The organism is Breoghania sp. L-A4 (genome assembly GCF_003432385.1).
Taxonomy (GTDB): Bacteria; Pseudomonadota; Alphaproteobacteria; order Rhizobiales; family Stappiaceae; genus Breoghania.
Window position 1 is genome coordinate 1057670 of sequence record NZ_CP031841.1, and the last position, 23381, is coordinate 1081050.

Annotated in this window: 23 protein-coding genes and 2 pseudogenes; 13 read left to right on the plus strand and 12 right to left on the minus strand. The window is 67.0% G+C overall.

Annotated features, from left to right (window positions below):
- Nucleotides 1-247: 247 nt before the first annotated feature.
- From D1F64_RS04935 to D1F64_RS04960, 6 genes are all read right to left on the minus strand, one after another.
- Complete coding sequence (locus D1F64_RS04935) at nt 248-556, minus strand: hypothetical protein (RefSeq protein WP_117411513.1); 309 nt, start codon at nt 554-556, stop codon at nt 248-250.
- Nucleotides 553-1839 carry a metallophosphoesterase gene (locus D1F64_RS04940; protein WP_117411514.1) on the minus strand — a complete coding sequence of 429 codons (1287 nt, stop codon included), beginning with the start codon at nt 1837-1839 and terminating at the stop codon, nt 553-555. Before D1F64_RS04940 ends, D1F64_RS04935 begins: the two co-directional genes overlap by 4 nt.
- A 157-nt stretch (nt 1840-1996) precedes the next feature.
- Complete coding sequence (locus D1F64_RS04945) at nt 1997-2386, minus strand: hypothetical protein (protein ID WP_117411515.1); 390 nt, start codon at nt 2384-2386, stop codon at nt 1997-1999.
- Nucleotides 2387-2505: 119 nt separating this feature from the next.
- Nucleotides 2506-2763 (minus strand): hypothetical protein, encoded by a 258-nt coding sequence (locus tag D1F64_RS04950; protein ID WP_117411516.1) that lies wholly within the window; start codon nt 2761-2763, stop codon nt 2506-2508.
- Nucleotides 2763-3464 (minus strand): hypothetical protein, encoded by a 702-nt coding sequence (locus tag D1F64_RS04955; RefSeq protein ID WP_117411517.1) that lies wholly within the window; start codon nt 3462-3464, stop codon nt 2763-2765. Before D1F64_RS04955 ends, D1F64_RS04950 begins: the two co-directional genes overlap by 1 nt.
- An 87-nt stretch (nt 3465-3551) precedes the next feature.
- Nucleotides 3552-4100, minus strand: a complete 549-nt coding sequence (locus D1F64_RS04960) for a 2OG-Fe(II) oxygenase (RefSeq protein WP_117414435.1) — start codon at nt 4098-4100, stop codon at nt 3552-3554.
- Nucleotides 4101-4276: 176 nt separating this feature from the next.
- Between D1F64_RS04960 and D1F64_RS04965 the strand changes: the two genes are divergently transcribed.
- Both D1F64_RS04965 and D1F64_RS04970 read left to right on the plus strand, forming a co-directional pair.
- Complete coding sequence (locus D1F64_RS04965; RefSeq protein WP_205470661.1) at nt 4277-4810, plus strand: RNA polymerase sigma factor; 534 nt, start codon at nt 4277-4279, stop codon at nt 4808-4810.
- A 194-nt stretch (nt 4811-5004) separates the two neighbouring features.
- Nucleotides 5005-6873 carry a VWA domain-containing protein gene (locus D1F64_RS04970; protein ID WP_346432298.1) on the plus strand — a complete coding sequence of 623 codons (1869 nt, stop codon included), beginning with the start codon at nt 5005-5007 and terminating at the stop codon, nt 6871-6873.
- Between the two features lie 246 nt (nt 6874-7119).
- On the opposite strand, the gene mutY is transcribed toward D1F64_RS04970, so the two are convergent.
- Nucleotides 7120-8229 (minus strand): A/G-specific adenine glycosylase, encoded by a 1110-nt coding sequence (mutY, locus tag D1F64_RS04975; RefSeq protein WP_117411519.1) that lies wholly within the window; start codon nt 8227-8229, stop codon nt 7120-7122.
- A gap of 196 nt (nt 8230-8425) precedes the next feature.
- On the opposite strand from mutY, the gene D1F64_RS04980 reads away from it, so the two are divergent.
- From D1F64_RS04980 to D1F64_RS05015, 8 genes are all read left to right on the plus strand, one after another.
- The gene (locus D1F64_RS04980) at nt 8426-8929 is read left to right on the plus strand and encodes a DciA family protein (RefSeq protein ID WP_117411520.1); all 504 of its coding nucleotides are present in this window, start codon (nt 8426-8428) and stop codon (nt 8927-8929) included.
- Between the two features lie 199 nt (nt 8930-9128).
- Nucleotides 9129-9758: a thioredoxin domain-containing protein gene (locus D1F64_RS04985; protein WP_117414437.1), complete on the plus strand. Its 630-nt coding sequence runs from the start codon at nt 9129-9131 to the stop codon at nt 9756-9758.
- A gap of 111 nt (nt 9759-9869) precedes the next feature.
- On the plus strand, nt 9870-13328 hold the full coding sequence (smc, locus tag D1F64_RS04990) for a chromosome segregation protein SMC (protein ID WP_117414438.1): 3459 nt from the start codon (nt 9870-9872) through the stop codon (nt 13326-13328).
- Between the two features lie 313 nt (nt 13329-13641).
- Nucleotides 13642-14022, plus strand: coding sequence for an AtpZ/AtpI family protein (locus tag D1F64_RS04995; protein ID WP_205470662.1), 381 nt, complete (start codon nt 13642-13644; stop codon nt 14020-14022).
- Nucleotides 14023-14072: 50 nt separating this feature from the next.
- On the plus strand, nt 14073-14822 hold the full coding sequence (locus D1F64_RS05000) for a F0F1 ATP synthase subunit A (RefSeq protein WP_117411522.1): 750 nt from the start codon (nt 14073-14075) through the stop codon (nt 14820-14822).
- 78 nt (nt 14823-14900) lie between these two features.
- Nucleotides 14901-15128 (plus strand): F0F1 ATP synthase subunit C, encoded by a 228-nt coding sequence (locus D1F64_RS05005; protein WP_045648097.1) that lies wholly within the window; start codon nt 14901-14903, stop codon nt 15126-15128.
- 179 nt (nt 15129-15307) lie between these two features.
- Complete coding sequence (locus tag D1F64_RS05010) at nt 15308-15856, plus strand: F0F1 ATP synthase subunit B (protein WP_117411523.1); 549 nt, start codon at nt 15308-15310, stop codon at nt 15854-15856.
- Nucleotides 15857-15867: 11 nt separating this feature from the next.
- Nucleotides 15868-16347 (plus strand): F0F1 ATP synthase subunit B, encoded by a 480-nt coding sequence (locus D1F64_RS05015; RefSeq protein ID WP_117411524.1) that lies wholly within the window; start codon nt 15868-15870, stop codon nt 16345-16347.
- A 70-nt stretch (nt 16348-16417) separates the two neighbouring features.
- Here the strand turns inward: D1F64_RS05015 and D1F64_RS05020 are convergent.
- Nucleotides 16418-17142, minus strand: a pseudogene (locus D1F64_RS05020) (ribonuclease HII).
- A gap of 33 nt (nt 17143-17175) precedes the next feature.
- Nucleotides 17176-18249: pseudogene (locus D1F64_RS05025) on the minus strand (PA0069 family radical SAM protein); the annotation flags it as partial.
- Between the two features lie 189 nt (nt 18250-18438).
- Between D1F64_RS05025 and D1F64_RS05030 the strand changes: the two are divergent.
- The gene (locus D1F64_RS05030; RefSeq protein ID WP_117411526.1) at nt 18439-19143 is read left to right on the plus strand and encodes a glycosyltransferase; all 705 of its coding nucleotides are present in this window, start codon (nt 18439-18441) and stop codon (nt 19141-19143) included.
- 92 nt (nt 19144-19235) lie between these two features.
- On the opposite strand, the gene D1F64_RS05035 is transcribed toward D1F64_RS05030, so the two are convergent.
- Entirely contained in the window at nt 19236-19631 is a 396-nt protein-coding gene (locus D1F64_RS05035) for a BA14K family protein (RefSeq protein ID WP_117411527.1), read from the minus strand.
- A gap of 433 nt (nt 19632-20064) precedes the next feature.
- Between D1F64_RS05035 and D1F64_RS05040 the strand changes: the two genes are divergently transcribed.
- The gene (locus D1F64_RS05040; protein ID WP_162901304.1) at nt 20065-20427 is read left to right on the plus strand and encodes a hypothetical protein; all 363 of its coding nucleotides are present in this window, start codon (nt 20065-20067) and stop codon (nt 20425-20427) included.
- 73 nt (nt 20428-20500) lie between these two features.
- On the opposite strand, the gene D1F64_RS05045 is transcribed toward D1F64_RS05040, so the two are convergent.
- Nucleotides 20501-21502 (minus strand): MBL fold metallo-hydrolase, encoded by a 1002-nt coding sequence (locus D1F64_RS05045; protein WP_117411529.1) that lies wholly within the window; start codon nt 21500-21502, stop codon nt 20501-20503.
- A gap of 112 nt (nt 21503-21614) precedes the next feature.
- Nucleotides 21615-22172, minus strand: a complete 558-nt coding sequence (gene moaB, locus D1F64_RS05050) for a molybdenum cofactor biosynthesis protein B (protein WP_117411530.1) — start codon at nt 22170-22172, stop codon at nt 21615-21617.
- Nucleotides 22173-22533: 361 nt separating this feature from the next.
- Here moaB and D1F64_RS05055 point away from each other — a divergent pair, with 361 nt between their 5' ends.
- The gene (locus D1F64_RS05055; protein ID WP_117411531.1) at nt 22534-23226 is read left to right on the plus strand and encodes a ceramidase domain-containing protein; all 693 of its coding nucleotides are present in this window, start codon (nt 22534-22536) and stop codon (nt 23224-23226) included.
- Nucleotides 23227-23381: the final 155 nt, after the last annotated feature.

Below are 23381 nucleotides of genomic sequence, written 5' to 3' on the forward strand. Positions count from 1 at the left end.
GCCTCGCGCGATCGGTTGCTTGGGTCTGGCGTGTGTGTCGCTGGCAAAATGTCTCAATGACCTTCGGTCGGGGAGGGAACAAAATCCGATGATACGGGCGCCTCCCAGCCAATACAAACGATGCGCGCGGACTTGCGAAGCGTAGGAATGCGTATTCAACCGCCATTCCAGGATTGCGCGACGTCACACCGGCGCGCCGCCTGCGCGATGACCGGGCGACGGGGACCGCGCGTCCCCGTTGTTTCGCTTAGCGGATGTTCGTTCCGTCGCAGGACACAGACGCTTTCGGAAAGGCGGGCGCCGGACCCAGCCACATTGGAGCGAGGTCCCAGCCCGCGGGAGCCGCCGGGTTGCGGGTGATGAGCAGGTAGCCGTACTGGCTGGCGGTCGCCAGCGTCGCCGTCTCGCCCGAGCCGAAACCGAAGCGGGAATGGCGCCGGTCGGGCAATTGGTCGGGGAATGTCTGCGTGCAGGTGATTGAGGCCATGGAGCCGCGGCTGTAGCCGGGCAGGCCGTTGGCGTCGAGCTTGGTGCCGCCGTGGCCCGCGATGATCACCTGAGGCAGCGTGGCGGCGGTCGCCGGATCGTCCCAGGAAATGTGCTGGTAGAGATGCTGGTGGCCGGCGAGAACGAGTTTCGGGCGGCACGCAAAGGGAGCATCGCAATCCATGGCGCCGGCCGCGGCCTCCTTGATGCGGTAGTCGCCGAAATCGGGATTTCGCTCGTAGTAGACCATCTTGACGGGGGATAATGCGACAGCCACAGCGCGTCGCGCCCGTGCGCCGACGTCAGGGCGCCGGCCTGCGTGAAGCCGTAGGCGGAGAGATACGGCTGGTCGGAATCGATCACCACCACGCGCCAGGGCGCCGCGCCTCCGGGCACGCCGAGATCCACGGCCCACGTCGGGGTCACCCATTCCGCGTGGTTGGGGTCCGGATCGTAGCAGGGGCGGACCGGCTCGTCCCTGTCGTTGGTCAGAGTGGTGTTGGCGAAGAGCACGTGCCAGCCTTCGCCGAACCAGCGCTGCTCGATGCAGCGTTCGTGGTTGCCGCGTCCCAGCACCCACGGAGCGCGCATCAGCAGCGGATGGGCGGGGATCAGGAACTCCTGCAACCAGTATTCGAAGCGGTCGCGGCCGTCGTCGGCGTCCCAGAAAGCGGACGCGTCCTCGAAGAAATAGTGATAGTCGCCGCCGTGCAGCACGAAGGCGGGGTTCTGCTTGACCGCGTCGCCGATGACGCGCGGCAGACCCCAGTCGGTTTGGCAATCCTGATAGGCGCGAGCGCCGCCGCCGGTGTATTTTCCGCGGCAGCCGGTGTCCGCCAGCACCACGCCCGTGAGCGCCGGCTTCTGGCTCATGGCCGCCGGCCCCGGCAGCACCGCGCCCTGGCCCGAGGGATAGACCGTCATCCGCCCGGCCGTGGTGCTGTTGATGCTGACGCTCGACAGGTAGGCGGGCAGGGAGGCGGTGCACACGCTGACGGTGATCGGGTTGCCGGTTGCCGGGTCGACGCCATGCATGTGGCCGCGCAACGCGGTCGGCAGGCCGGGAGCGCCCGACAGCGCGTCCTTCACCACGTAGCCCGAGCAGTCAGCCAGATCGCCCAGCACCACGAAGCGGGCCTGAATGACGTTTTCCGCCTTCGTGCCGAGCGCCCGATCGTTGACGAATTGGGTCCAGGCCGCCAGCAGCGGGGTGGAGGGACCTGGCGTCGTGGGCAGTGGCGGAATGCTGGCTGCCGGCACGGACTGCGCCCGGCTGTCCGCGGGAAGGGCAAGGCTCGTGAGCAACACGGCAAAAGCAATCGCACCACGCATCATGACGAGGTCCAGTTCCATCGGGCAATACAATAGACTGGACGGGTCTCTCAATACATCGCCCGACCAGCTTGGCGTCTTCACGAAGCGTAGAGCAGATGCGCGGTGGCGCGCAACGGCGCGATGACGGAACGTGACCGAAGCGTTGCGGTCCTATCCGTGCGCCGGGGCGTCCGATCTAGCCAAAGTTCGTCAGGGTGAAGCGGGCGGCGCCCAGTCCGATGCGGCCGCAGGCGTCGCGCACGAGCACGGTCAGCAGATAGGCGCGCGGCGGCTCGTTGAAGACGAAGAGCTCCGCGTCGAGATCCACATCCTCGATGGCGAACTGGTAAATGTCGTCCTTTATGTTGACGATCTGTCCGTCGTCGCCGGCCACGTTGCCTCCCACGCCTTTCTTGTCGATGGAGCGGATTTCGCTCTCGTCGCGGTCGTGGATGCGGGTGAAACGGATGCGGATGTCGACGGGCAGACAGGCGACGAACTGGAAACCGATGCGCACCACGTCGGCGGCGTCGAAGGTCTGGTTGACCGGCGACTCGTAGCGGCCGTTGACGAGCTTGCGCTGCATGTTGATCGGCGGGCCGACGGTGACGGTGGTGACGCGGTCGCAGCAGGCCGGGGGCGGCGGCGCGCAGAGCAGTGTCAGGCAGCGGATCAGCTCCGCGTCGAGGGCCGCGCCCGGCGCTGTCAGCGGGGTGCCGGCGACAAGCGCCGCGATGGTTTCTTCGGTGATGGGGACAACGGGCCTTTCGCAAAGTCGAAGGCGAGGCCCTTGGCGGCCCAGAGTTTCAGCGTACCGGCATCGAGCGACGCGAATTTCATCAGCGCGCGCGCTGAGTGGAACGGCCGGCCTTCCAGCAGCGCCGCGAGCCGCGCCGGCGTCATCTTCGGCAGCTCCTTCAGGGCCTCGGGCTTGGCCGTGTTGAGAGTGAAGGCGTCGGGCATCAGCTGAAATCCACAAATGTCAGCGGAAGCGTGGCGGTCGCGACCCGTTTGCAGACATCGCGCACCGAGACCGACAGCGCCATGCCGGCGGGGCTCGCGGAAATCGAAAACCGCGTCTGCGACAGGTCGATTTCCTTGGAGAAGCGGTGCGAGCCGGGGTCGTTGGGATGGCGCTGGTCGGCGGCGAGATCGGCGCCGCGCGTAACCCCGGCGAGCGACAGGACGCGCGTGCTCGATTGGTCGGAAAGTTCGATCAGGTGGACGTGAATGTCGAGTGGAGGGCAGGCGAGGATGTCGCAGCCAACGGTGATGGTGTCGCCGACGTCGAAAAGGCCGTTCACGGGCGTTTCGAAGGTGCCGTTGGCAAGCTTGCGCTGCACCGTGATGCCGGAGACGACCGGAACCAGCATGTTGTCGCAGCAGGCGCCGCCGCGCTCCCGGTTTGCGCGGTTGACCAGCTGCTGCAGCGCCCGGGCGATCTGTTCGATTTCCTCGCGGGTGACCTTGCGTTCTTTGACAACGACCGGCTTGTCGTCCTTCGGCGCGGGTTTCTTGCCACCGCCGTCTTTGCGGCCGTCGCCCTTCTTGGTGTCACCGTCGTCGATCTCGACGGGTTCCTCGTCCTCGCCGGCAAATCCGCGCTCCTGCAGAAACGCGATCAGCAGCTCCAGGCATTCCGCGCGGCCGTCAAGTCCCGCCATGGCCCTGCTCCGTAAAATTACCTTACGTAACCTTACCGCAAAGGCGCGCAAAAAGCGAGGTTGCCGGCGTCGGCGCGCTCAGGCAGTTCAGCGGAATTCCGGCCCGTGGCACCAGCAGGTGAGCGAGGCGCGCTTTCCGCGGGTGACGGGCACCACCCGATGGAGCATGAAGGAGGCGAACAGCGTCGCCGCGCCAGCCTCGCGATCGGCCGCCAGCGAGGCGCCGCCGAGATTGATTTCCAGCGCGCCGCCGTCATAGGCATCGGGCTCGGAGAGCTGCACGACGATCGTCAGCTTGCGGGTCCGGGCGATGGGGCCGTCGCCGATGTCCGAATGCCAGTCGTAGTGGCCTTCGTCGCTCTCGTCGTAGCTGGCCACCTGCAGCCGCTCCTTGAACTCCTCGATGTCGAAGTGGAACACGGCGCGGTTGGCCTCGGCGACGCTCTCGACAATGCGCCGCATCACCCAGGCGGCGTCGCCCGTGTCATCGAGCCAGGCGATCTCGGCGCGGCGGATGTTGTGGTGATGCACGCCGCCGACGAGCCCGCCCCTGGCGGCGCGGCTCTGCTCGCCCAATCGGATGATTTCCGAAGCCTCGGCAGGGGTGAAAAGCGCGGGGATCGAATGCGTGAACATGGCCGAAGTCTCCGCAACGGCAACAAAGCTGATCGCCAATCGGGCAATGCGCGGAAAATTGCAACACAAATCGTACGCGCGCCCGGGCCGGCGCGCGGGCCGCGCGCATGATCGGCCCAAAATATTCTTCAGGTCGCGCCAAGGATTTGCCACTGTGCGGCGTCCAATGAATCGGCATGCACATGAGAGCGGATGACAATGCGCTGGCCCGGCGGGCGGCGGACGGCGACGGGGAGGCGTTCCAGCATCTGCTGGAGCGGCACTACGATACTGTCTATCGCCTGGCCTACCGCTTCACCGGAGTCCGTCCGGACGCGGAGGATCTGGCGCAGGACATCTGCATCGCCCTGCCGGCCAAGCTGCGTTCGTTCAAGGGCGAGGCGCGCTTCACCACCTGGCTGTACCGGGTGGTGGTCAATGCCGCGCGCGACCGCCACCGCAGCGGCGTCAATGCCGCGCGGGCGCACCGGGCCTACGGCGAGATGGCGGAGCTTGCCCGCGGCGAGGCGACACAGGCCGCCCGCGAACTCGCCTGGCTGTACGACGCGCTGGAGCGGATCGGCGGCGATTTGCGCGAGACCGCGATTCTCGTGCTGGCCGAGGATCTCAGCCACGCCCAGGCGGCGGAAATCCTCATGGTCAAGGAATCGACCGTCTCGTGGCGCATGCATGAGCTGCGCAAGAAACTGAAGGCCCTGGTGGACGCATGAGCGACGAACTGGACAGAGCCAAGACCGCCTTCGGGCAGGACGTGCCGCCGCCGCGCGAGGCCGCGCGCGACGCTGCGATGCGCGCCGCGATGACGGCCTTTGAAAAAAATCACGCGGAGGCCCAAGGATCGGCGTCCCGCAGGCGTCTCAGGGAATGGGGTTGGGCTTTGCTCGACACATTCAGGAGACCGATCATGACACATATCCGGCCACGGCTTGGCCCAATGCTTGCGGGCGGCGTCAGCCTCGCCGCCCTTGCCCTCGCTCTCAATCTCGCGCCCGTGCGTCAGCAGGTGGCGGATTGGATGCCGCAGAACGCGCCGGGCGTCGAGAAATCTCGCGTCGAACGGCCGGAAGCGCGCGGCGATGCGGAGGCGTTCAAGTCCACGGATCTGGCGCGGCTGCGCGAGGAACGCGCGCCTGTCACGCAGGACGCCGTGTCGCAGACCACGTCGGAAGCGGACGCGCCGTCCGCCAGTGCTCCCGCTCCGCAGGTGGCCGCCGAGCCGATGTTCGATGCCGCGCCGCCCGCGCCGATGCTGCTCGACCGGTCCATGGTGCCGCAGGGCGGCGCCACGCACCTGGCGATGCCGCAGGACCAGATGCCGCCGGTGTATCAGGATCAGGGCCGCGACCGCTTTTCCGAGATCACCGCCAATCCGGTCCGCCAGGTGGCCGACGATCCGGTCTCGACCTTCTCCGTCGACGTCGACACGGCGTCCTATGCCTTCGTCCGGTCATCGCTGAACCGGGGCGTGCTGCCGCCCAAGGACGCCGTGCGCATCGAGGAGATGGTGAACTACTTCGACTACGACTATCCGGCGCCCGATGACGCCGGCGCGCCGTTCCGCGCCGATCTCGCCATCCTGCCGACGCCGTGGAACGACGCGACAAAGCTGCTGCGCATCGGCATCAAGGGCTATGAGATCCCGGTCGGCGCCACGCCGCACGCCAATCTGGTGTTCCTCATCGATACGTCCGGTTCGATGAACGCGCCGGACAAGCTGCCGCTGCTGCGCAACGCCTTCCGTCTGCTGGTCGGATCGCTCAAGCCCGACGACACCGTCTCGATCGTCACCTATGCGGGCAGCGCGGGCACGGTGCTGGAGCCGACCAGGGCCTCGGACAAGGCGGCGATCCTCGCCGCGCTCGACCGGCTGTCCTCGGGCGGATCGACGGCCGGAGCCGAAGGCATCCGCCAGGCCTATCAGCTCGCCGGAAGCCAGTTTGATGCGGATGGGGTGAACCGGGTGATCCTGGCGACAGATGGCGATTTCAACGTCGGTATCAGCGATCCGGAGGCGCTGAAGGATTTCGTCGAGCGCAAGCGCGCCTCCGGCGTGTCGCTGTCGGTGCTGGGGTTCGGCCGCGGCAACTACAACGATGAGCTGATGCAGGCGCTGGCGCAGAACGGCAACGGCAACGCCGCCTACATCGACACGCTCGGCGAGGCGCGCAAGGTGCTGGTCGAGGAGGCGGGTTCGACGCTGTTCACCATCGCCAAGGACGTCAAGCTGCAGCTCGAGTTCAATCCGGCCGCGGTGAGCGACTACCGGCTGATCGGCTACGAGACCCGGCAGCTGGCGCGCAGCGACTTCAACAACGACAAGGTGGACGCCGGCGACATCGGCGCGGGCCACACGGTGACGGCGCTCTACGAGTTCACGCCGGTGGGCTCGGAGGGCGGGCTGGTCGAGCCGCTGCGCTATCAGGACGCGAAGCCGGCGGCGCCCGCTACGGCAGCGGACGAATTCGGATATCTGAAAATTCGCTACAAGCTGCCCGGTGAGGATACCAGCAAGTTGATCGAGACGCCGGTGACGCGGAGCCTGGAAGCCGGGGCGCTCGAGGACGCGCCGCAGGACGCGCGCTTCGCCGCCGCCGTCGCGGCCTTCGGGCAGATCCTGCGCGGCGGCCAATACACCGGCAGCTACTCCTACGACGACGTGATCGCGCTGGCGCAGGGTGCGCGCGGCGCGGACCCGTTCAACTATCGCGGCGAGTTCGTGACCCTGGTGCGGCTCGCGAAATCCGCCGCAGCACTGGAACCGCAAAGGCGCTGATCACCCGGCCGGCGGCGCGATATGCCTGGCTGGCCGATGAGGGCGGGGCGATTGCACAAGGGTTCGCGGCGATCGCCGCCTCTCCCTCAGGGCGAGGGTTGGGGTGAGGGGTTTCAGGCTCTCAAGGATGCGGAGAGATTGTCACCTCTCACCCGGCGCATTCGCGCCGACCTCTCCCCATGGGAGAGGTGATTGCGAGCCCAATGCGGATTCCTCGACCATCAGAGGACGGCCAAACGCGTTTCCTCACCGCGCCTTGAGGGTCTTGCCCAGTCCCGCCGCCACCGCCTTGCGCATCACGGTGGGCAGGGCCTCGCCGTCGAGATCGTCGCGCGCCGACCACCAGTGGCCGTCGGGCGCGGGGACGGCGTGCGGCAACTCGGCGTGATAGACGTCGAGCAGCAGATGGAAATGGGTGAACGTGTGCTTCACCGGTCCCGTGCGCAGGGCCCAGCGGGCGTCAAGCGGCGCGTGCGCCGCGGCTTCCGGCGCGGCAAAATCCTCCGCCCAGGGCGTGCCCGGCACCTCGCTCATGCCGCCGAGCAGGCCTTCCGGCGGGCGGCGGCGCAGCAGCACGGCGCCGTCTGCGCGCACCGCCACGAAGGCGGCGCCCGAACGCGTCGGCTTCTGCTTCTTCGGCATCTTGCGCGGGAATGTTTCCGCGGTCCCCGCCGCAAACGCCGCGCAGGCATCGTTCCACGGGCACAGGCTGCAGGCCGGCCGTTTGGGCGTGCAAATGGTTGCGCCCAGATCCATCATGGCCTGGGCGAAGTCTCCGGGCCGTTCCCGCGGGGCGATTGTCGCGGTCAGCGCCTTGATCTCCGGCTTGGCCGCCGGCAGTGGGGTTTCCACCTCGAACAGCCGGGAAATCACCCGCTCCACATTGCCGTCGACCACGATGGCCGGCTGATCAAAGGCGATGGTGGCAATCGCGGCGGACGTATACGCGCCGATGCCGGGCAGATCCTGCAGCGCGGCCTCGGTCTCGGGGAAGCGTCCGTCGTGCCTTGCCACGACTGCGTCGGCGCATTTCTTGAGGTTGCGCGCGCGGGAGTAGTAGCCCAGCCCCGCCCAGGCCTTCATGACGTCCTCCTCGCCGACCGCCGCCAGATCGGCGACCGTCGGCCAGAGGCCTACGAACTTCTCGAAATAGCTTTTGACGGCGGCAACGGTGGTCTGCTGCAGCATGATCTCCGACAGCCAGATCCGGTAGGGATCGGCGACCACGCCGTGGGCGCGCTCTTGCGGCGGCACCCGCCACGGCAGGGCGCGGGCGTGTCGGTCGTACCACGCCAGCAGATCGCGTGCCTGTGGTGCGGGTTCGGGGCGGGAGGTTGTCGGGATTCGGGCGTCCATAGCAGCAGTGTCCGGCCCGCGCCGCCAATTGCAAGAGCGGGCGTGCGCGATCGGCCACCAAATCACCGGAATGTTTGAGGATAGCGGGGATGGAGCGGGGACGGCATGCAGACACGGCGGCCGTCCGGCGCTATTGATTGAGGATCGCGGGGCGCGCGCGCATTGGCCCCGCACGTGCAGAGTGACGACGCAGGCCATGGCCAAGCCGTTCAAACGCCGCGAGGGACGCCCGCTGGCCGATCTGATCGGTCCCGCGATCGAAGCCGCGTGCCGCAAGCGCGGCTTCGCCACGGCCGATCTCATCGCCAACTGGCCCGATATCGTCGGCGACCGCTATGCCGAGACCACGCAGCCCGACACGCTGAGTTGGCCACGGCGCAGGGAAGGCGCGTCCGACGGCGCGGTGGAGCCCGCGACCCTGGTGGTGCGCACCGACGGCCCGACGGGGCTCTATCTCGCCCATGAGCTGCCGCAGGTGGTCGAGCGAATCAACATGTTCTTCGGCTGGGCGGCGGTCGGCCGCATCAAGATCGTGCAGAAGCCGCTGACCCGGAAGAAGCGCCGGGCACCCACCGTGCCGCGTCCGCTCGACGCGGCGGAGCAGGCGCGGCTGGATGGCACCATCGCGGGCGTCGAGAACGAGAAGCTGCACGACGCGCTGGCGCGGCTTGGGCGCGCGGTTCTTTCCAAGCGCGGCTGAACGTGCCATCAATCGCGGCGGGGACTGTTTCCGCGCGCGCAGGCCACGCACCGGATCACAGTTGCGTGCCCGGGCGCGCAGGCCACAATGACGCCGCAAGTTGCGGCCCAAGTGGCGTGATCGCGATCGTGGTCCGGACCGCTGCATCTGGCGGAGCCGGACGGACTGAAACGGGTTGGTTTAGAACAGGATGGGATTCGTGCGACTTTCACGCAGAGATTTTCTAGAAGGCTCCGCCGCCACCGCGCTTTGCGCCGCGCTCGTGAGCGTCCCGACGCTTTCCTGGGCAAAAAGTTTCGACGTCGAAGCCCTCGGCGAAGCCGGGCCGCTCGGCGAGAAGACCCTGGGCGATCCCAGTGCTCCGAACACGGTGATCGAGTATGCGTCGCTGACCTGCGGTCACTGCCGCAACTTTCACACCGCTTCGTTCCCGCATCTCAAGAAAGAATACGTAGATACGGGTAAGGTTTACTTCATATTCCGTGATTTCCCCCTTGACAATCTTGCCTTTGCGGCGGCAATGCTGGCGCGCTGCGCGCCTGAAGACAAGTATTTCAGTGCGATTGACTTGTTCTTCGAGCAGCAGAAGAATTGGGCGTTCACGCAGAACCCGCTTGACGCTCTCAAGAGCATGGCCAAGCAGATCGGCTTCAGCGAAAAAACCTTTGAAGAATGCCTGAAGAATCAGGAAATTCTGGATGGACTGAATTGGGTGAGAGATCGGGCGAACACCGAGTTCGGGGTGAACTCGACGCCGACCTTCTTCATCAACGGCGAACAGCATCGCGGGGCGCTCTCTGTTGAAGAGCTGGACAAGATCCTCGGCTAGCTTCTGCACAACCGGCGTGGCCGCCATGCGAATGGCCGGCCCGCCGGACGGCTTTCGGGTATGCGCCCGGGCGGACCTGTGCCCTGCAAGCCGCGGGGCGGGCACGCCGCGATGAAATTTTCCAAGCTGCGCCTTCTGGGCTTCAAGTCCTTCGTGGAGCCGACGGAATTCCACATCCGCGACGGGTTGACCGGCGTCGTCGGCCCCAACGGCTGCGGCAAGTCGAATCTCGTCGAGGCCATGCGCTGGGTCATGGGCGAGAATTCCTACAAGAACATGCGCGCGTCCGGCATGGACGACGTGATCTTCTCCGGTTCCCTGAACCGTCCGGCGCGCAACACCGCCGAAGTCACCCTGTTTCTCGACAATTCCGAGCGCAAGGCGCCTGCCGGCTTCAACGACGACGACGCGCTGGAGATTTCCCGCCGCATCGAGCGCGAGGCCGGCTCCGCCTACAAGATCAACGCCAAGGACGTGCGTGCCCGGGACGTGCAGCTTCTGTTCGCTGACGCCTCCACCGGCGCGCGCTCGCCGGCGCTTGTCGGCCAGGGGCGCATCGGCGAGCTGATCGCCGCCAAGCCCACCGCACGCCGTCAGATCCTCGAAGAGGCCGCCGGCATCTCCGGCCTGCACTCGCGCCGGCACGAGGCGGAATTGCGCCTGCGCGCGGCGGAGACCAATCTCGAGCGCCTGGAAGATGTGCTGGTCCAGATCGACGGCCAGCTCGAAGGGCTCAAGCGCCAGGCGCGCCAGGCGAGCCGCTACCGCAATCTCTCCGCCGACATCCGCCAGGCGGAAGCCGCGATCCTCTATCTGCGCTGGCAGGAGGCGCAGGGCGCCATGGCGCAGGCGCAGACGCAGCTCGGCGAGGCGCTGTCGCGGGTCAACGAGGTGGCATCGGCTCAGGCGCAGACCGCCAAGGATCAGGCGATCGCCGCCCATCAGGTGCCGCAACTGCGCGATGCGTCCGCGCGCGCCGGCGCTGCGCTGCAGCGGCTGGTGCTGGCGCGCAACGAGCTGGACGCCGAGGACCGGCGCATTCGCGAGCGGCTGCGCGATCTGGAGCAGCGCCGCAACCAGTTGGCGCAGGATCTCGAGCGCGAGGAGCGCATGGGCGCGGAGAACGTCGAGCTGCTCGCCGCGCTCGACGTGGAAGAAGCGCAACTCAAGCAAGAGAACGAAAGCGTCCAGGCGCGCACCGGGGAAGTCGAGGCGAAGCTCGAAGAGGCGCAGGGGCGTCTGGCCGACAGCGAGGCGCGGCTCGCGGAGAAGACCGAGGAGAATGCGGGGCTCTCCGCCCAGCGCAACCAGCTTCAGCGCGCCGTGGGCGAGCTTGCGGGCCGCGTGGAGCGCTTCAAGCAGCAGGCCGGCGAGATCGTGCGTGAGCTGGAGGCGGTGCGCGAGCGCATCTCCAGCGCCCATGATGTGGAGGAAAAACGCGCCGGTCTCGAGGCGATGGAAGAAGCCCTCGCGATGGCGGAGGAGCGGGTGGATGTGGCGGAAGCCGCGACCCGCGCCGCGCGCGAGGCCGAGCAGAGCGCGCGCGGGCCGCTGACGGACGCCGAGCGGCGGCTGAGCGGGCTGCAGAGCGAGGCCAAGGCGCTCAAGAGCATTCTTGACGTGGCGTCGGGCGGCCAATGGCCGCCGGCGGTTGACAGCGTGTCGGTGGCGACCGGCTTTGAGGCGGCCCTTGGCGCGGCCTTCGGCGAGGATCTGGACGCGCCGCTGAGTTCCGAGGCCCCGGTGCACTGGGGCGCGGAACACCCCGGCGCGGATGATCCCACGCTGCCCGACGGCGTCGAGGCGCTGGCCGATCATGTGGACGCGCCCGCCGCGCTGCGCCGCAGGCTGCGCCAGATCGGTCTGGTGGATCGCGCCGACGGCCCGCGGCTGCAGGCGCTGTTGAAGCCGGGTCAGCGTCTGGTGGCGCGCGAGGGCGATCTGTGGCGTTGGGACGGCTTCACCGTCGCCGCCGAAGCGCCGACGCCGGCCGCCCAGCGGCTGGCCCAGCGTAACAGGCTGATCGAGATCGAGGACCGCATCCAGGCGATGGCCGGGGAGGTCGAGGACTGCCGCGTGGCCCTGGAAAACGCGCAAGGTGCCGTGCGCGTGGCCTCCGAAGCCGAGCAGGCGACCCGCGGTGAGGTGCGCGAGGCGCAGCGGCGGGTGTCGGACGCGCGCAACGCGCTGGCCGAGGTGGAGCGCGCGGTGGCCCAGCTGATCGCCCGCCAGGGCGCGCTTGAGGACAGCCAGCAGCGCATCCTGCCGGAGCTCGAGGAGGCCGGCGAGGCGCTCGCCGAGGCGCGCGCGGCTCTGGAGGCGATTCCCGACGCCTCCGGTCTGGAGGACGCCATCGCCCGCATGCGCGGGGCGGTGGCCGAGGAACGCGCGGCCGTCTCCGAGATCCGCGCCACCCGCGACGGGCTGTCCCGCGAGCACGAGATGCGGCAGCGCCGCGTCGAGGCGATTGCGCGTGAACGCAAGAGCTGGATCGAGCGCGCCGCCAACGCCGAACGCCATCTGAGCGTGCTGCGCGAACGTCAGGAAGAGGCGGCGGAGGAAATCGCCGCCCTTCAGGAAGCGCCAGGGGACATCGAGGAAAAGCGCCGCGCGCTGATCGGTGAAATCGCCAAGGCGGAAGACGCGCGCGTGGAGGCTGACGACGCGCTGGCGGTTGCCGAGACCCTGCTGCGCGACGCCGACCGGGCCGCCAAGGACGCGCTGGAAGGCCTGTCGTCGGCCCGCGAGGGCAAGGTGCGGGCCGAGGAGCGCGCGGAAGCCGCCAAGGCGCGCATGGCCGACGTGGAGGCGCGCATCGAGGAGGCACTGGAGGTGCCGCCGGGCGCCCTGCGCGAGATCGCCGGACTGAAGGAGGGCGCGCCGCTGCCCGATCTCGACGCCAGCGAGCGACGGCTGGAGCGCTACCGGGTCGAGCGCGAGCGGCTCGGCGGGGTCAACCTGCGCGCCGAGGACGAGATGACGGAAGTCTCCGAGCAGCGCGAGGCGCTGATCACCGACCGCGACGATCTGATCGAGGCCATCCGCCGGTTGCGCACCGGCATCGCCAATCTCAACCGCGAGGCGCGCGAGCGGCTGCTGGCGTCCTTCGAGGTGGTCAACGAGCATTTCCAGCGGCTGTTCACGCATCTGTTCGGCGGCGGCATGGCCGAGTTGCAACTGGTCGATTCGGACGATCCGTTGGAGGCGGGGCTGGAAATCGTCGCGCGCCCCCCGGGCAAAAAGCCGCAGACCATGACGCTGTTGTCCGGCGGCGAGCAGGCGCTCACCGCCATGGCGCTGATTTTCGCGGTGTTTCTGACCAATCCCGCGCCGATCTGCGTGCTCGACGAGGTGGACGCGCCGCTCGATGACGCCAATGTCGAGCGCTATTGCGATCTGCTCGATGAAATGGCCAAGCTCACCGACACGCGCTTCGTGGTGATCACCCACAACCCCATCACCATGGCGCGGATGAACCGGCTGTATGGCGTCACCATGGCCGAGCGCGGCGTCTCGCAGCTTGTTTCCGTCGATCTGGAAGTGGCGGAACGCATCCTCGACGCGGTATAGGCGCGCGGCGCGTTTCTATCCACAGCTCCGTCGCCGCGCCGCGATGCGAATCCCCACCGCCATTCCAAGGTCGCATGGACATGCCGCGCAAAGCGTGGCATAACCTGCGGCGGATGGGCTTTGCGCCGATGATTTCTGTTTAGTTTCAATAGCTTAATAGTGATCTGAGGCTTCTTGACACCAGCCGGGGCGGCAACTATGGTGCGCCCGGCTTTCGGGGCGTTGAACGTTTCCCGGTTTTCCGGCGTTGACGGTGGGAATGCGCAAGGCGCATGAACACGGTTGTGTTGGCCGGAAAGGCGAGGATACGCGAATGGATCCGAAGGACACCCTGTCCGAGCGGCGGGAACAGTTGAACCGGTCGCTGGATGAGCGCCGCCGCATCGACGAAGAGGTCGAGCGGAAAAAGGCGCGCACCAGCGATGCCCAGGGGTTCGCCCAGGCGATGCGTCTGTCGACGGAGTTCGTCGCGGGCGTGCTGGTGGGCGGCGGGCTCGGCTGGTTCGCCGATCAGTTTTTGGGCACGTCGCCGTGGGGGCTGATCGTGTTCCTTCTTCTGGGCTTCGTTGCCGGCGTCCTGAATGTGTTGCGTTCAGCGGGCTTGATGGCTGAACACAAGATTCGGGCGGCCGACGATGATCGTGCGGGCCCCGCCCGCGACACCGCTGATGAGACTCGGCGCGACTTAGACTGACACACCGCGCCTCGGCGCATCATAACGAGCCAGCACAAGGGGCTGACCCGGTGGCGAACGATCCGATACATCAGTTTCAGATCACCAAGATTTTCCCGGTGGAAATCGGCGGTCTCGACTTCTCCTTCACCAACTCCTCCCTGTTCATGGTGGCGGTGGTGGCCGTGAGCACGGCGTTTCTCGTCCTGGCGACGAGCGGCCGTGGCCTCGTGCCGACCCGGTGGCAGTCGCTGGCGGAGATGAGCTACGAGTTCGTCGCCAGCACGCTGCGAAGCTCGGCGGGCAGCGAAGGCATGAAGTTCTTTCCCTTCGTGTTCTCGCTGTTCATGTTCGTGCTGATCGCCAATCTCATCGGCATGTTCCCGTATTTCTTCACCGTGACCAGCCATCTGATCGTGACATTCGCGCTTGCCATGTCGGTGATCCTGACGGTGGTGGTCTACGGCGTGGGCAAGCACGGCTTCGGCTTCTTCAAACTGTTCGTACCAGAAGGCGTTCCCGCGCTTCTGATTCCGCTGGTGACGCTGATCGAGGTGATTTCCTTCCTCTCGCGCCCCATCAGCCTCTCGGTTCGTCTCTTCGCCAACATGCTTGCCGGACACATCACGTTGAAGGTGTTCGCCGGCTTCGTGGTGAGCTTGGGCGGAATGGGCGCCCTCGGCATTGGCGGAGCGGTCCTGCCGCTGGCCATGGTCGTGGGCCTCACGGCACTGGAGTTCCTCGTTGCGTTCCTGCAGGCCTACGTCTTCACGGTGCTGACCTGCATGTATCTCAACGATGCGCTGCATCCGGGCCACTAGGAACACCTCATCGCCGGCCACCCGGCTGATTTCACAAACACGTCAATCGATCGAACGATCTACCAAGGAGTCATCGTCATGGAAGCAGAAGCAGCAAAGTACATCGGCGCCGGTATCGCATGTCTCGGCATGGGCGGCGCGGGCATCGGCCTGGGTAACATCTTCGGCAGCTATCTGGCGGGCGCCCTGCGCAACCCGTCCGCGGCCGACGGCCAGTTCGGCCGCCTGATCTTCGGCTTCGCCGTGACCGAAGCTCTCGGCATCTTCTCGCTGCTCGTCGCTCTTCTCCTGCTGTTCGCGGTCTAATCGCAAACGGTCAATTGACGCGACACCGGTGGCGGCGCCTCCGGGCGCCGTTCGCCTGCTCCAGACCACCGGGGCAGGCGCCGCGCCCGGATCGCGCAGGCCCGCAGGGTTCGTGACGGGGTCTGAACCCCGCGCGGGCCTGTTTCCGGGTCGGACCCATCAGGTATCTGGAGGCGTATATGGCGGCTGAGACCCATAACACCGAAATTCAGGTGCCGCATGGCGGCGAGGGCGCAAAGGGTGCCTTTCCGCCGTTCGACGCCACGACATTTCCCTCGCAGCTTCTGTGGCTGGCGATCACCTTCGGCCTGTTCTACTACATCATGGCCAAGATGGTTCTGCCGCGCATCGGCGGTATTCTGGAGGACCGGAGCGACCGGATCGCCGGGGACCTCGCCGAAGCCGAGCGGCTGAAGCACGAGACGGACGCGGCGATCGCCGCCTACGAGCAGGCTCTGGCGGAAGCGCGCAACAAGGCGCACGGCATCGCCCAGACCAGCCGTGACAAACTCTCCGCCGAGGTCACCGCCAAGCGGACCGCCGTGGAAGCCGATCTCGCGGGCAAGCTGAGCGCGGCCGAGGAGCGGATCTCCACGATCAAGACCGCGGCGCTCGCGCAGGTTGGCGAAATCGCCACCGAGACCACCTCGGCGCTGGTCGAGGCGTTGCTCGGCAAGGCCCCGACGAAGGCTGACACGGCCAAGGCCGTCAAAGCCAGCATGAACTGAGGACGCACGTCATGGACGCGACATTCTTCGCTCTGGTTGCACTGATCCTGTTCTTCGGCGTGATCGTCTGGGCCAAGGTTCCGGGCAAGATCACCGGCGCGCTCGACTCGCGCGCCGACGCCATCAGGGACGAGCTCGACGAAGCCCGCCGCCTGCGCGAGGAAGCGCAGTCGCTGCTGGCCGACTATCAGCGCAAGCGCCAGGAGGCCGAGGGCGAGGCGGAGGCGATCATCGCCGAAGCCAAGCGCGAGGCCGAAATCCTGACGGCGGAAACCAACGCCGCCCTCGAGGAGATGATCGCGCGCCGGACCAAGGCCGCGGAATCGAAGATCGCCCAGGCCGAAAGCCAGGCGATCGCCGAGGTCCGGGCTCGCGCAGCCGACGTCGCCGTCTTGGCGGCCGAGAAGATTCTCACCGCCAAGGTGACGGATGCGGCGGCCGACAAGCTCATCGCCGACGGCATCGCCGAAATCAAGGGCGCGCTGAACTGACATCCGGTTTCAGTCGCGAGTGAATGAAAAGGCCGCCCTCCGGGGCGGCCTTTTTTGTCTGGGCTCCCGCTCAGGCCCGCTCCAGACGGTCGCGGATGGGGCGGAAGCTCTGGCGATGGTGCGCGGTGACCCCATGGGCGTCCAGCGCCTCGGCGTGCGCCGCGGTGCCGTAACCCTTGTGGCGCTCGTAGCCATAGGCGGGAAACAGGTCCGCAAGCCGCAGCATCAGCCGGTCACGGGTGACCTTGGCGACGATGGAGGCCGCGGCGATCGACAGGGAGCGCACGTCCCCTTGATGACATGCTGACCCGGACAGATCAGCCCTGGCGGCACGTCGCGGCCATCGACCAGAACGCCGTAAGGGGCTTCGGGCAAGGCCCCGACGGCGCGGCGCATGGCCCACAGGGTCGCCGCGCGAATGTCGGTCGCATCGATGCGGCGGACCGAAGCCATCGAGATGCCGACGTCCGCGACCGCGCAGATCTCCCCATACAGCCGCTCGCGCTCCGCCTCGCTGAGCTTCTTGGAATCGTTCAGGCCATGGGGAATGGCATTGGGATCGAGGATCACCGCGGCGGTGACCACCGGTCCGGCCCAGGGCCCGCGTCCCGCCTCATCGACGCCGGCGATCCGGGCGCCATCGTTGCCCAGTTGCCGCGCGAACGCGCCTTCCAGGGAAAGGTCAGGCAAGAGCGGCAGCGAAAAGCCGCGCTTCTTCGCAACAGAGGCCGGTTTCGCGGCGGGTTTCTTGGCGCGTGGCACGGCTGAGCGATCCGGCTGATGAGGGAACGCCATGATACGGCGATTCTCGCGCGGATGCGCGCCGCGTCAGAACAGGCTGAGCTGTTCCGCGGCTTTGAGCGGCGGGACGAAGGCATCGCACGTGAGCCGCAGCCGGCGCTTGTTGAATCCCAGGCGCCTGGAGGCGAGCTCGAAGCGGCGGCCGATCTGCCAGGCGTAGGGGCCGGTGCCGGTCATCCGGCTCGACCAGTTGGCGTCATAGTCCTTGCCGCCGCGCATGGAGCGCAGCACCGAGATCACGTGGCGGTATCGGTCGGGATAATTGCGCGCCAGCCAGTCCTTGAACAGCCCGCTGACCTCGCGCGGCAGCCGCAGCAGCACATAACCCGCCTCGCGCGCGCCCCTGTCATAGGCCGCCTGCAGGATCGGCTCGATCTCCGCGTCGTTGAGCGCCGGAATGATCGGCGCGACCATGACGGAGGCCGGAACGCCCGCCTCCGCCAGCCGGGCGATGGCCTCCAGCCGCTTCATCGGCGCGGAGGCACGCGGCTCCATCGCGCGCGCCAGCTTGCGGTCCAGCGTCGTCACCGACAGCGCCACCTTCACCAGCCCGCGCTCGGCCATCGACGAGAGAATGTCGAGATCGCGCAGCACCGTGGCCGACTTGGTGACGATGCCCACGGGATGGTTGGCCGCATCCAGCACCTCCAGCACCTGGCGCATGATGCGATAGTCGCGCTCGATCGGCTGGTAGGGATCGGTGTTGGTGCCGATGGCGATGGTCTTCGGCCGGTAGCCCGGCGCCGACAGCTCGCGTTCCAGAAGTCCCGCCGCATTGGGCTTGGCGAAAAGCCGGCTCTCGAAATCCAGCCCCGGCGACAGGCCCATGTAGGCGTGGCTGGGGCGGGCGAAGCAATAGATGCAGCCATGCTCGCAGCCGCGGTAGGGATTGATCGAGCGGTCAAACGAGATGTCGGGCGAGTCGTTGCGGGTGATGATCCGGCGCGCCGCCTCGATCTGCACCTCCGTCTTCAGCGCCGGGAGATCGGCGAGCCCCTCCCAGCCGTCGTCGAAATCCTCGCGGATCTCGTTCTCGAAGCGGCCGGAGATGTTCGTGCCCGCGGCGCGTCCGCGCCGCCGGTCGGGATCGATCTGTACGCCGACCACGGTGTCGTGCGCCTCGCCGGACGCAGGGGGCCACGACGCTGGAGAATCGGCTGTGGGTGCGGGTGTGTGTTCCATGGCCCGAGGATACGTCCGAGATGAGAACATATCAAGAACATTTGCCGCGTGGGGCCATGGACTTTTGGTGATCTCGCATTGCGGCGGAAAAAGCTGTATTTATCAAGCATGTTTGCAGTTGTGATCCCGACCCGAAATTCAGAAGCCACGCTCGTCGAGGTGCTGGCGGCGCTTGTGCCTGCCGCGGCCGACGGCATCGTCAGGGAAGTGATTGTCGCTGACGCCGGTTCGACTGATGCGACGGAGGCGATCGCGGACGGCGCCGGTTGCCGCTGGGTGGTGGTGTCCGGCGGGCGCGGCGGACAGCTGGCCGCCGGCGCCGCAGCGGCCAAGCGCGGCACCTGGCTGATGTTTCTGGAGCCCGATTGTATTCTGGAGGCTGGCTGGCACCATGAAGTGGCGGGTTTCGTCGAACGGGCGGAACGCTCGGCGCGCGCCGACACTGTTGCGGGGCGCTTCCGCTATGCCGTCGATGAACTCGGTTGGACCGCCCGGCTGAAGGAATGGTGGGCCTGCACCCGCAGCATCGTCTTCGGCATCGGCTATGCCAATCAGGGGCTGGTCCTGTCGCGCCAATTGTACGACCGGCTTGGCGGCCACAGGCCGCTTGAGGTGATGGCGGACGCCGATTTCGTGCGCCGCCTCGGCCGCCGGCGCATCGTGCATCTGGGCGTGCGGGCGGAGACCAGAAGCGTCGCTCGGGAGGCCGAGCGCGGTTTTGGCGCGGCCCTGCGCGCGGCGCTTCGGCCGATGCTGTTCTGGCTGCGCGTGCCGTCCCCGCTCATCGGCCGGCTGTGCGGCACCTCACGCTGAGCGGCGCTTCCCTGACAGCATGAGCGTGGAAAACGCCCGGAGGAGCGGGCTCATCCGGGCGCGGTCGTGTCCTGGTCGCGTTGGTGCGCGGCTCAGCGGAACGGGCTGCGGCAGTAGTGGTAGCGCCCGTCGTATCCCAGATACTGGTCCGTGCGCGGGTTGTAGGACCGGTAGCGGTTCAGGCACCAGCGCACATGGCGGCTGCCGGCGCGGCGCGGCCGGTAATCGCGCCGCGGCGGCGGGCGGCGATAGCGCGGACGGTCCCAGCGCGGACGGCGGTAGCGTGGCCACGGCTCGTAGTACTGGGCCAGAACAAGGGGCGTCGCCGCCGCGGCAGCCAGCATTGGCGGCGTCACGGTGGTGGCGCCCACAGCCGCAATGCCTGACTGGGACGCGGGGACAGTGGAAGCCGACGCGGGGGCGACGGCGAGGGCGAGCCCAAACAGGCCCGGAACAAGAAGCCGTCGTGCCAATTGACGAATATTCATAGAACTCTCCGTTACCAAATCAGCGGTTGGCACCCGCGGCCGGATTACGTGTCCGGTCATTGCGGAGCGAACTGGAAAAAACAGTCGAACGGCGAAAGCCGGACGCTCATGAAGCGATCCGAATGGGGCGAAATCAAGCACTCCGGGCCGGACCGATGCGTACATACACTGTGCGCCCTTGTATCAATAGCAGCCGACCGTCATGCCATTCGTTGATTTATGTCACAGTTTTGGCGATCGCGCCGCGATCAGACCCGCTGGCGCCGGGACCGGCGGCGGTCGGCGCCTTTGTATCCCGTTTGATATGTAATTAAAAAAATTTATGACAAAATATGCGAGATACAATTCAAAAAAACACTGTATAATTCAAAAATTACTTAAAGAAGTAATGTAAATATAGTTAGATTTTATATTTATACTTAAGGAGGTCAGGGTGTCTGATTCAGGTACTTTGGTAATATCGAACAATTCCCAGTGGTACATCGCATACTGGATTCCCTATGATGAATGGTGGAACTGCTGCGATCAGCCAACGCGGGGATCCGTCGTTCGTGTTGCGCCCCGGTCGCAATCTCACGGAATAGCCTTCGCGCGGACCGATGGGCATGGATGCAGCGGCAAACAGGGCCAGTTCACCATTATCCCGAGCCTGCCGACGATCGAGGCCGAGGGGCAGCAGTTCTGGTTCGACAGCGGCGGCAAGCTGGAGCTGCATGGAAGCACTCCGAACTACGTCAGTCAGCTCGAGCAGATCCCGGGCGGCGTCTTCGTCTGGACCGTAACGCCTCCTGCCTGATCAGCGGCGCCGGCGCGTGCCGCTTACCCGGCGGCGGATGCCCGCGGGCACCCGCCGCCGGACCATTCATGACCTAGAGGAACAGCTCGTATGCCGAGGGCACCCAGCGGTAGGCACCGTCCTTGGCTTCGAGATAACCCACGGCGGGGAACGGCATGTGATAGCCGGTCACGGGGATGCCGTCGGCCGCCGCCATGTCGAACAGTTTCTTGCGGGTCGCCCCGGCGCGTTCCTTGTCCATGTCGAAGCGCACGTGCCAGTCCGGCCGCTGCACGGAGACCACGAAGTGGTTGGCGGTATCCGCCCACACCAGCAGCCGCTTGCCGCCGCTCTCGATGTGATAGGCCATGTGGCCGGGCGTGTGGCCGTAGGCCTCCACGGCGGTGATGCCCGACACGACGTCGCCGCCGGGCTCCAGGAACGTCATCTTCTCCGCCAGCGGCACCACGTTCGCCTGCACCAGCTTGGCCGCGCCCTCGGTGGGTCCGGAAAGCCGGTCCGGCGCGGCCCAGAAATCGTATTCCTGACGGCCCGTCACATAGCGTGCATTGGGGAAGGCGGGGCTGCCGTTCTCCATCAGCCCGCCGATGTGGTCGGGATGCATGTGGGTGATTACCACCACGTCGACCTGATCGGGCGCGTATCCCGCCTGTTGCAGGGCGGCGACGAAATTGCCGGCGTTGGGCCGTCGCGCCGCGCCGTTGCCGGTATCCAGGATGACCAGTTCCGAGCCGGTGTTGACGATCACCGGGTTGAACTGGATTTCCATTTTTGTCGGAGGCAGGTGATTTTCCTCCGCCAGCGCCTGCACGGCCGCCGCGTCCTGGTCCTGGCCGAAGATCGGGTGCGGTCCGTCAAGCGTGATGCCGCCGTCGGCGGCCGTGGTGATCTCGAAGTCGCCGAGCTTGAACCGGTTCACGCTGGGGCGTGTCGCGCCCAGCATGGGAGCGGCGGCGCGAACGGGGCCGGCGCGCAGAATGAACGGGGCGGCGAGCAGGCCTGTTGCGAGCTGCAGCGTGCGCCGCCGGGTGAGGGCCGCGGTGACCGGTGTCTTGGTGATGGGTGTGTCGTGCATGATCCTACCTCCGTGGATCAGGCAGGATAATCCACGCAGGGGCGCGGGCGAATGACGCAAGCGGCCATGCTGGCCAACATTTTCGTGATCGACTCCCGCCGCAGGGCGGGCCTCACGCCTCGCGCAGCTTGCCGCGCTTGAGGTGCTCGTCGAGCCGCGGCAGGATTTCCACGAAGTTGCACGGCATGTGACGGTAGTCGAGCTGCGCCTTGAGAATGCCGTCCCAGGCGTCCTTGCAGGCGCCGGGCGAGCCGGGCAGCACGAAGATGTAGGTCGCGCCCGCAACGCCGCCGGTGGCGCGCGACTGGATCGTCGAGGTGCCGATCTTGTCGTAGGAGATGCGGTGAAAGACGGCGGAGAACCCGTCCATGTGCTTTTCGAACAGCGGCTCGACGGCCTCCGGCGTCACGTCGCGGCCGGTGAACCCGGTGCCGCCGGTGGTGATCACCACGTCGATGGCCGGATCATTGATCCAGCCGCGCACCGCGCCCTGGATGCGGGCGATGTCGTCGGTGACGATCCGCCGGTCGGCAAGCGTGTGGCCCGCCTCCTCGACGCGCGCGGCGAGCGTCGAGCCTGACCGGTCCTCCTCCAGCGAGCGGGTGTCGGAAACCGTAAGCACGGCGATTTTCAGCGGGACGAAGGGGCGGCTCTCGTCGATGCGGTTCATGATGTCTCTCGTGCACGGGAATCGTCTGGCGCGGCCGGGGTTTCGGTCCGGGTCGCGCGCAGTCTACGACGCGCCGGCGACCGGCGGCAATCGCCGCGGCACCGGCCCCGGCACCGGTGAAGGACGGAGGATCAAGGCCGGGATCGGCGCCACGGTTCGCTCGCGGCGCGATCGTTTCCCGCGACCGTTCCGGCGACCGGCCGCACGCTTGTGAGAATGAGCGATTCCGTTGCGGCATTTGGCCTTGTTTCGCGGCGGCGCCGACCCTACGGTTCAGCCCGCGATCGCAAGGGGGCGGGAAAGCCCGTTGGGCGTGGCCCGATCAGGGCGGCGCCCGGGCCGGGCAGGGGATGAGGGCCGGATGGATTTTGCGCAGCAGGTCAATCAATATTGCGAGCGCCTGGACGCGAGTTTCTGGGCGGAGCCGGCGAACGCGATTTCCAACGCCGCGTTCCTGATTTCGGCGCTGGTCTCCCTGCTGCTGTGGCTCCGTCTGCCGCGCAAGGACTGGCCTGTGCTGGCGCTGATCGTGGTCGTGGTGGCGGTCGGCTGCGGGTCGTTCGCCTTTCACACCTACGCGACGCGCGGGGCCGAGCTTCTCGACATCATCCCCATCAGTCTCTTCATCTTCGGCTACTTTCACCTCGCGATGACGCGGTTTCTCGGCCTGCCGCTCCGCCATGGCCTGGCGGCTACAGTGGCCTTCGCCCTTGCCGGCTCCATTCTGATCAGGCTGCTGGCGCCGGTCGTCGGCTCGTCGGCGGGATACCTGCCGGCGCTGCTGGCGATCTTCGGCGTGGGGCTGCTTTGCGTGCGGCGCGACGTGAAGGCGGCCAACGGGTTGTTCGTGGCGGGCATTCTGTTCGCGATTTCGCTGACTTTCCGCACGCTGGACCAGCCGATGTGCGGGCAGTTTCCCATCGGCACCCATTTCATGTGGCACGCGCTCAACGCCATGGTGCTCACCATCCTGCTGCGCACGCTGATGCGCGCCGGCCACCGCGCCGCGCGCGGCGATCACTGGCGCGACGGCGAGATGTTCGAAGGCCCGTGACGGCCGGCCGGCACGCGCCCGGCGGCACGATGCGCGCGCGCCGCTCACGAGCGGGGCGGCATGCCGGCAACGAAATAATGTTACGCGCAATTGGAATAAGACGAAGGTCGATTGCGGAGAGATGATGGTCTAGTGTCCCCTCCGAACATATCAAC

Coding starts and splice junctions, on each gene's coding strand:
- D1F64_RS04940 (WP_117411514.1), bottom strand. CDS start 1,839: ATGGAACTGGACCTCGTCATGATGCGTGGTGCGATTGCTTTTGCCGTG.
- D1F64_RS04945 (WP_117411515.1), bottom strand. CDS start 2,386: ATGCAGCGCAAGCTCGTCAACGGCCGCTACGAGTCGCCGGTCAACCAG.
- D1F64_RS04950 (WP_117411516.1), bottom strand. CDS start 2,763: ATGCCCGACGCCTTCACTCTCAACACGGCCAAGCCCGAGGCCCTGAAG.
- D1F64_RS04955 (WP_117411517.1), bottom strand. CDS start 3,464: ATGGCGGGACTTGACGGCCGCGCGGAATGCCTGGAGCTGCTGATCGCG.
- D1F64_RS04960 (WP_117414435.1), bottom strand. CDS start 4,100: ATGTTCACGCATTCGATCCCCGCGCTTTTCACCCCTGCCGAGGCTTCG.
- D1F64_RS04965 (WP_205470661.1), top strand. CDS start 4,277: ATGCACATGAGAGCGGATGACAATGCGCTGGCCCGGCGGGCGGCGGAC.
- D1F64_RS04970 (WP_346432298.1), top strand. CDS start 5,005: ATGACACATATCCGGCCACGGCTTGGCCCAATGCTTGCGGGCGGCGTC.
- mutY (WP_117411519.1), bottom strand. CDS start 8,229: ATGGACGCCCGAATCCCGACAACCTCCCGCCCCGAACCCGCACCACAG.
- D1F64_RS04980 (WP_117411520.1), top strand. CDS start 8,426: ATGGCCAAGCCGTTCAAACGCCGCGAGGGACGCCCGCTGGCCGATCTG.
- smc (WP_117414438.1), top strand. CDS start 9,870: ATGAAATTTTCCAAGCTGCGCCTTCTGGGCTTCAAGTCCTTCGTGGAG.
- D1F64_RS04995 (WP_205470662.1), top strand. CDS start 13,642: ATGGATCCGAAGGACACCCTGTCCGAGCGGCGGGAACAGTTGAACCGG.
- D1F64_RS05005 (WP_045648097.1), top strand. CDS start 14,901: ATGGAAGCAGAAGCAGCAAAGTACATCGGCGCCGGTATCGCATGTCTC.
- D1F64_RS05010 (WP_117411523.1), top strand. CDS start 15,308: ATGGCGGCTGAGACCCATAACACCGAAATTCAGGTGCCGCATGGCGGC.
- D1F64_RS05015 (WP_117411524.1), top strand. CDS start 15,868: ATGGACGCGACATTCTTCGCTCTGGTTGCACTGATCCTGTTCTTCGGC.
- D1F64_RS05030 (WP_117411526.1), top strand. CDS start 18,439: ATGTTTGCAGTTGTGATCCCGACCCGAAATTCAGAAGCCACGCTCGTC.
- D1F64_RS05035 (WP_117411527.1), bottom strand. CDS start 19,631: ATGAATATTCGTCAATTGGCACGACGGCTTCTTGTTCCGGGCCTGTTT.
- D1F64_RS05045 (WP_117411529.1), bottom strand. CDS start 21,502: ATGCACGACACACCCATCACCAAGACACCGGTCACCGCGGCCCTCACC.
- moaB (WP_117411530.1), bottom strand. CDS start 22,172: ATGAACCGCATCGACGAGAGCCGCCCCTTCGTCCCGCTGAAAATCGCC.
- D1F64_RS05055 (WP_117411531.1), top strand. CDS start 22,534: ATGGATTTTGCGCAGCAGGTCAATCAATATTGCGAGCGCCTGGACGCG.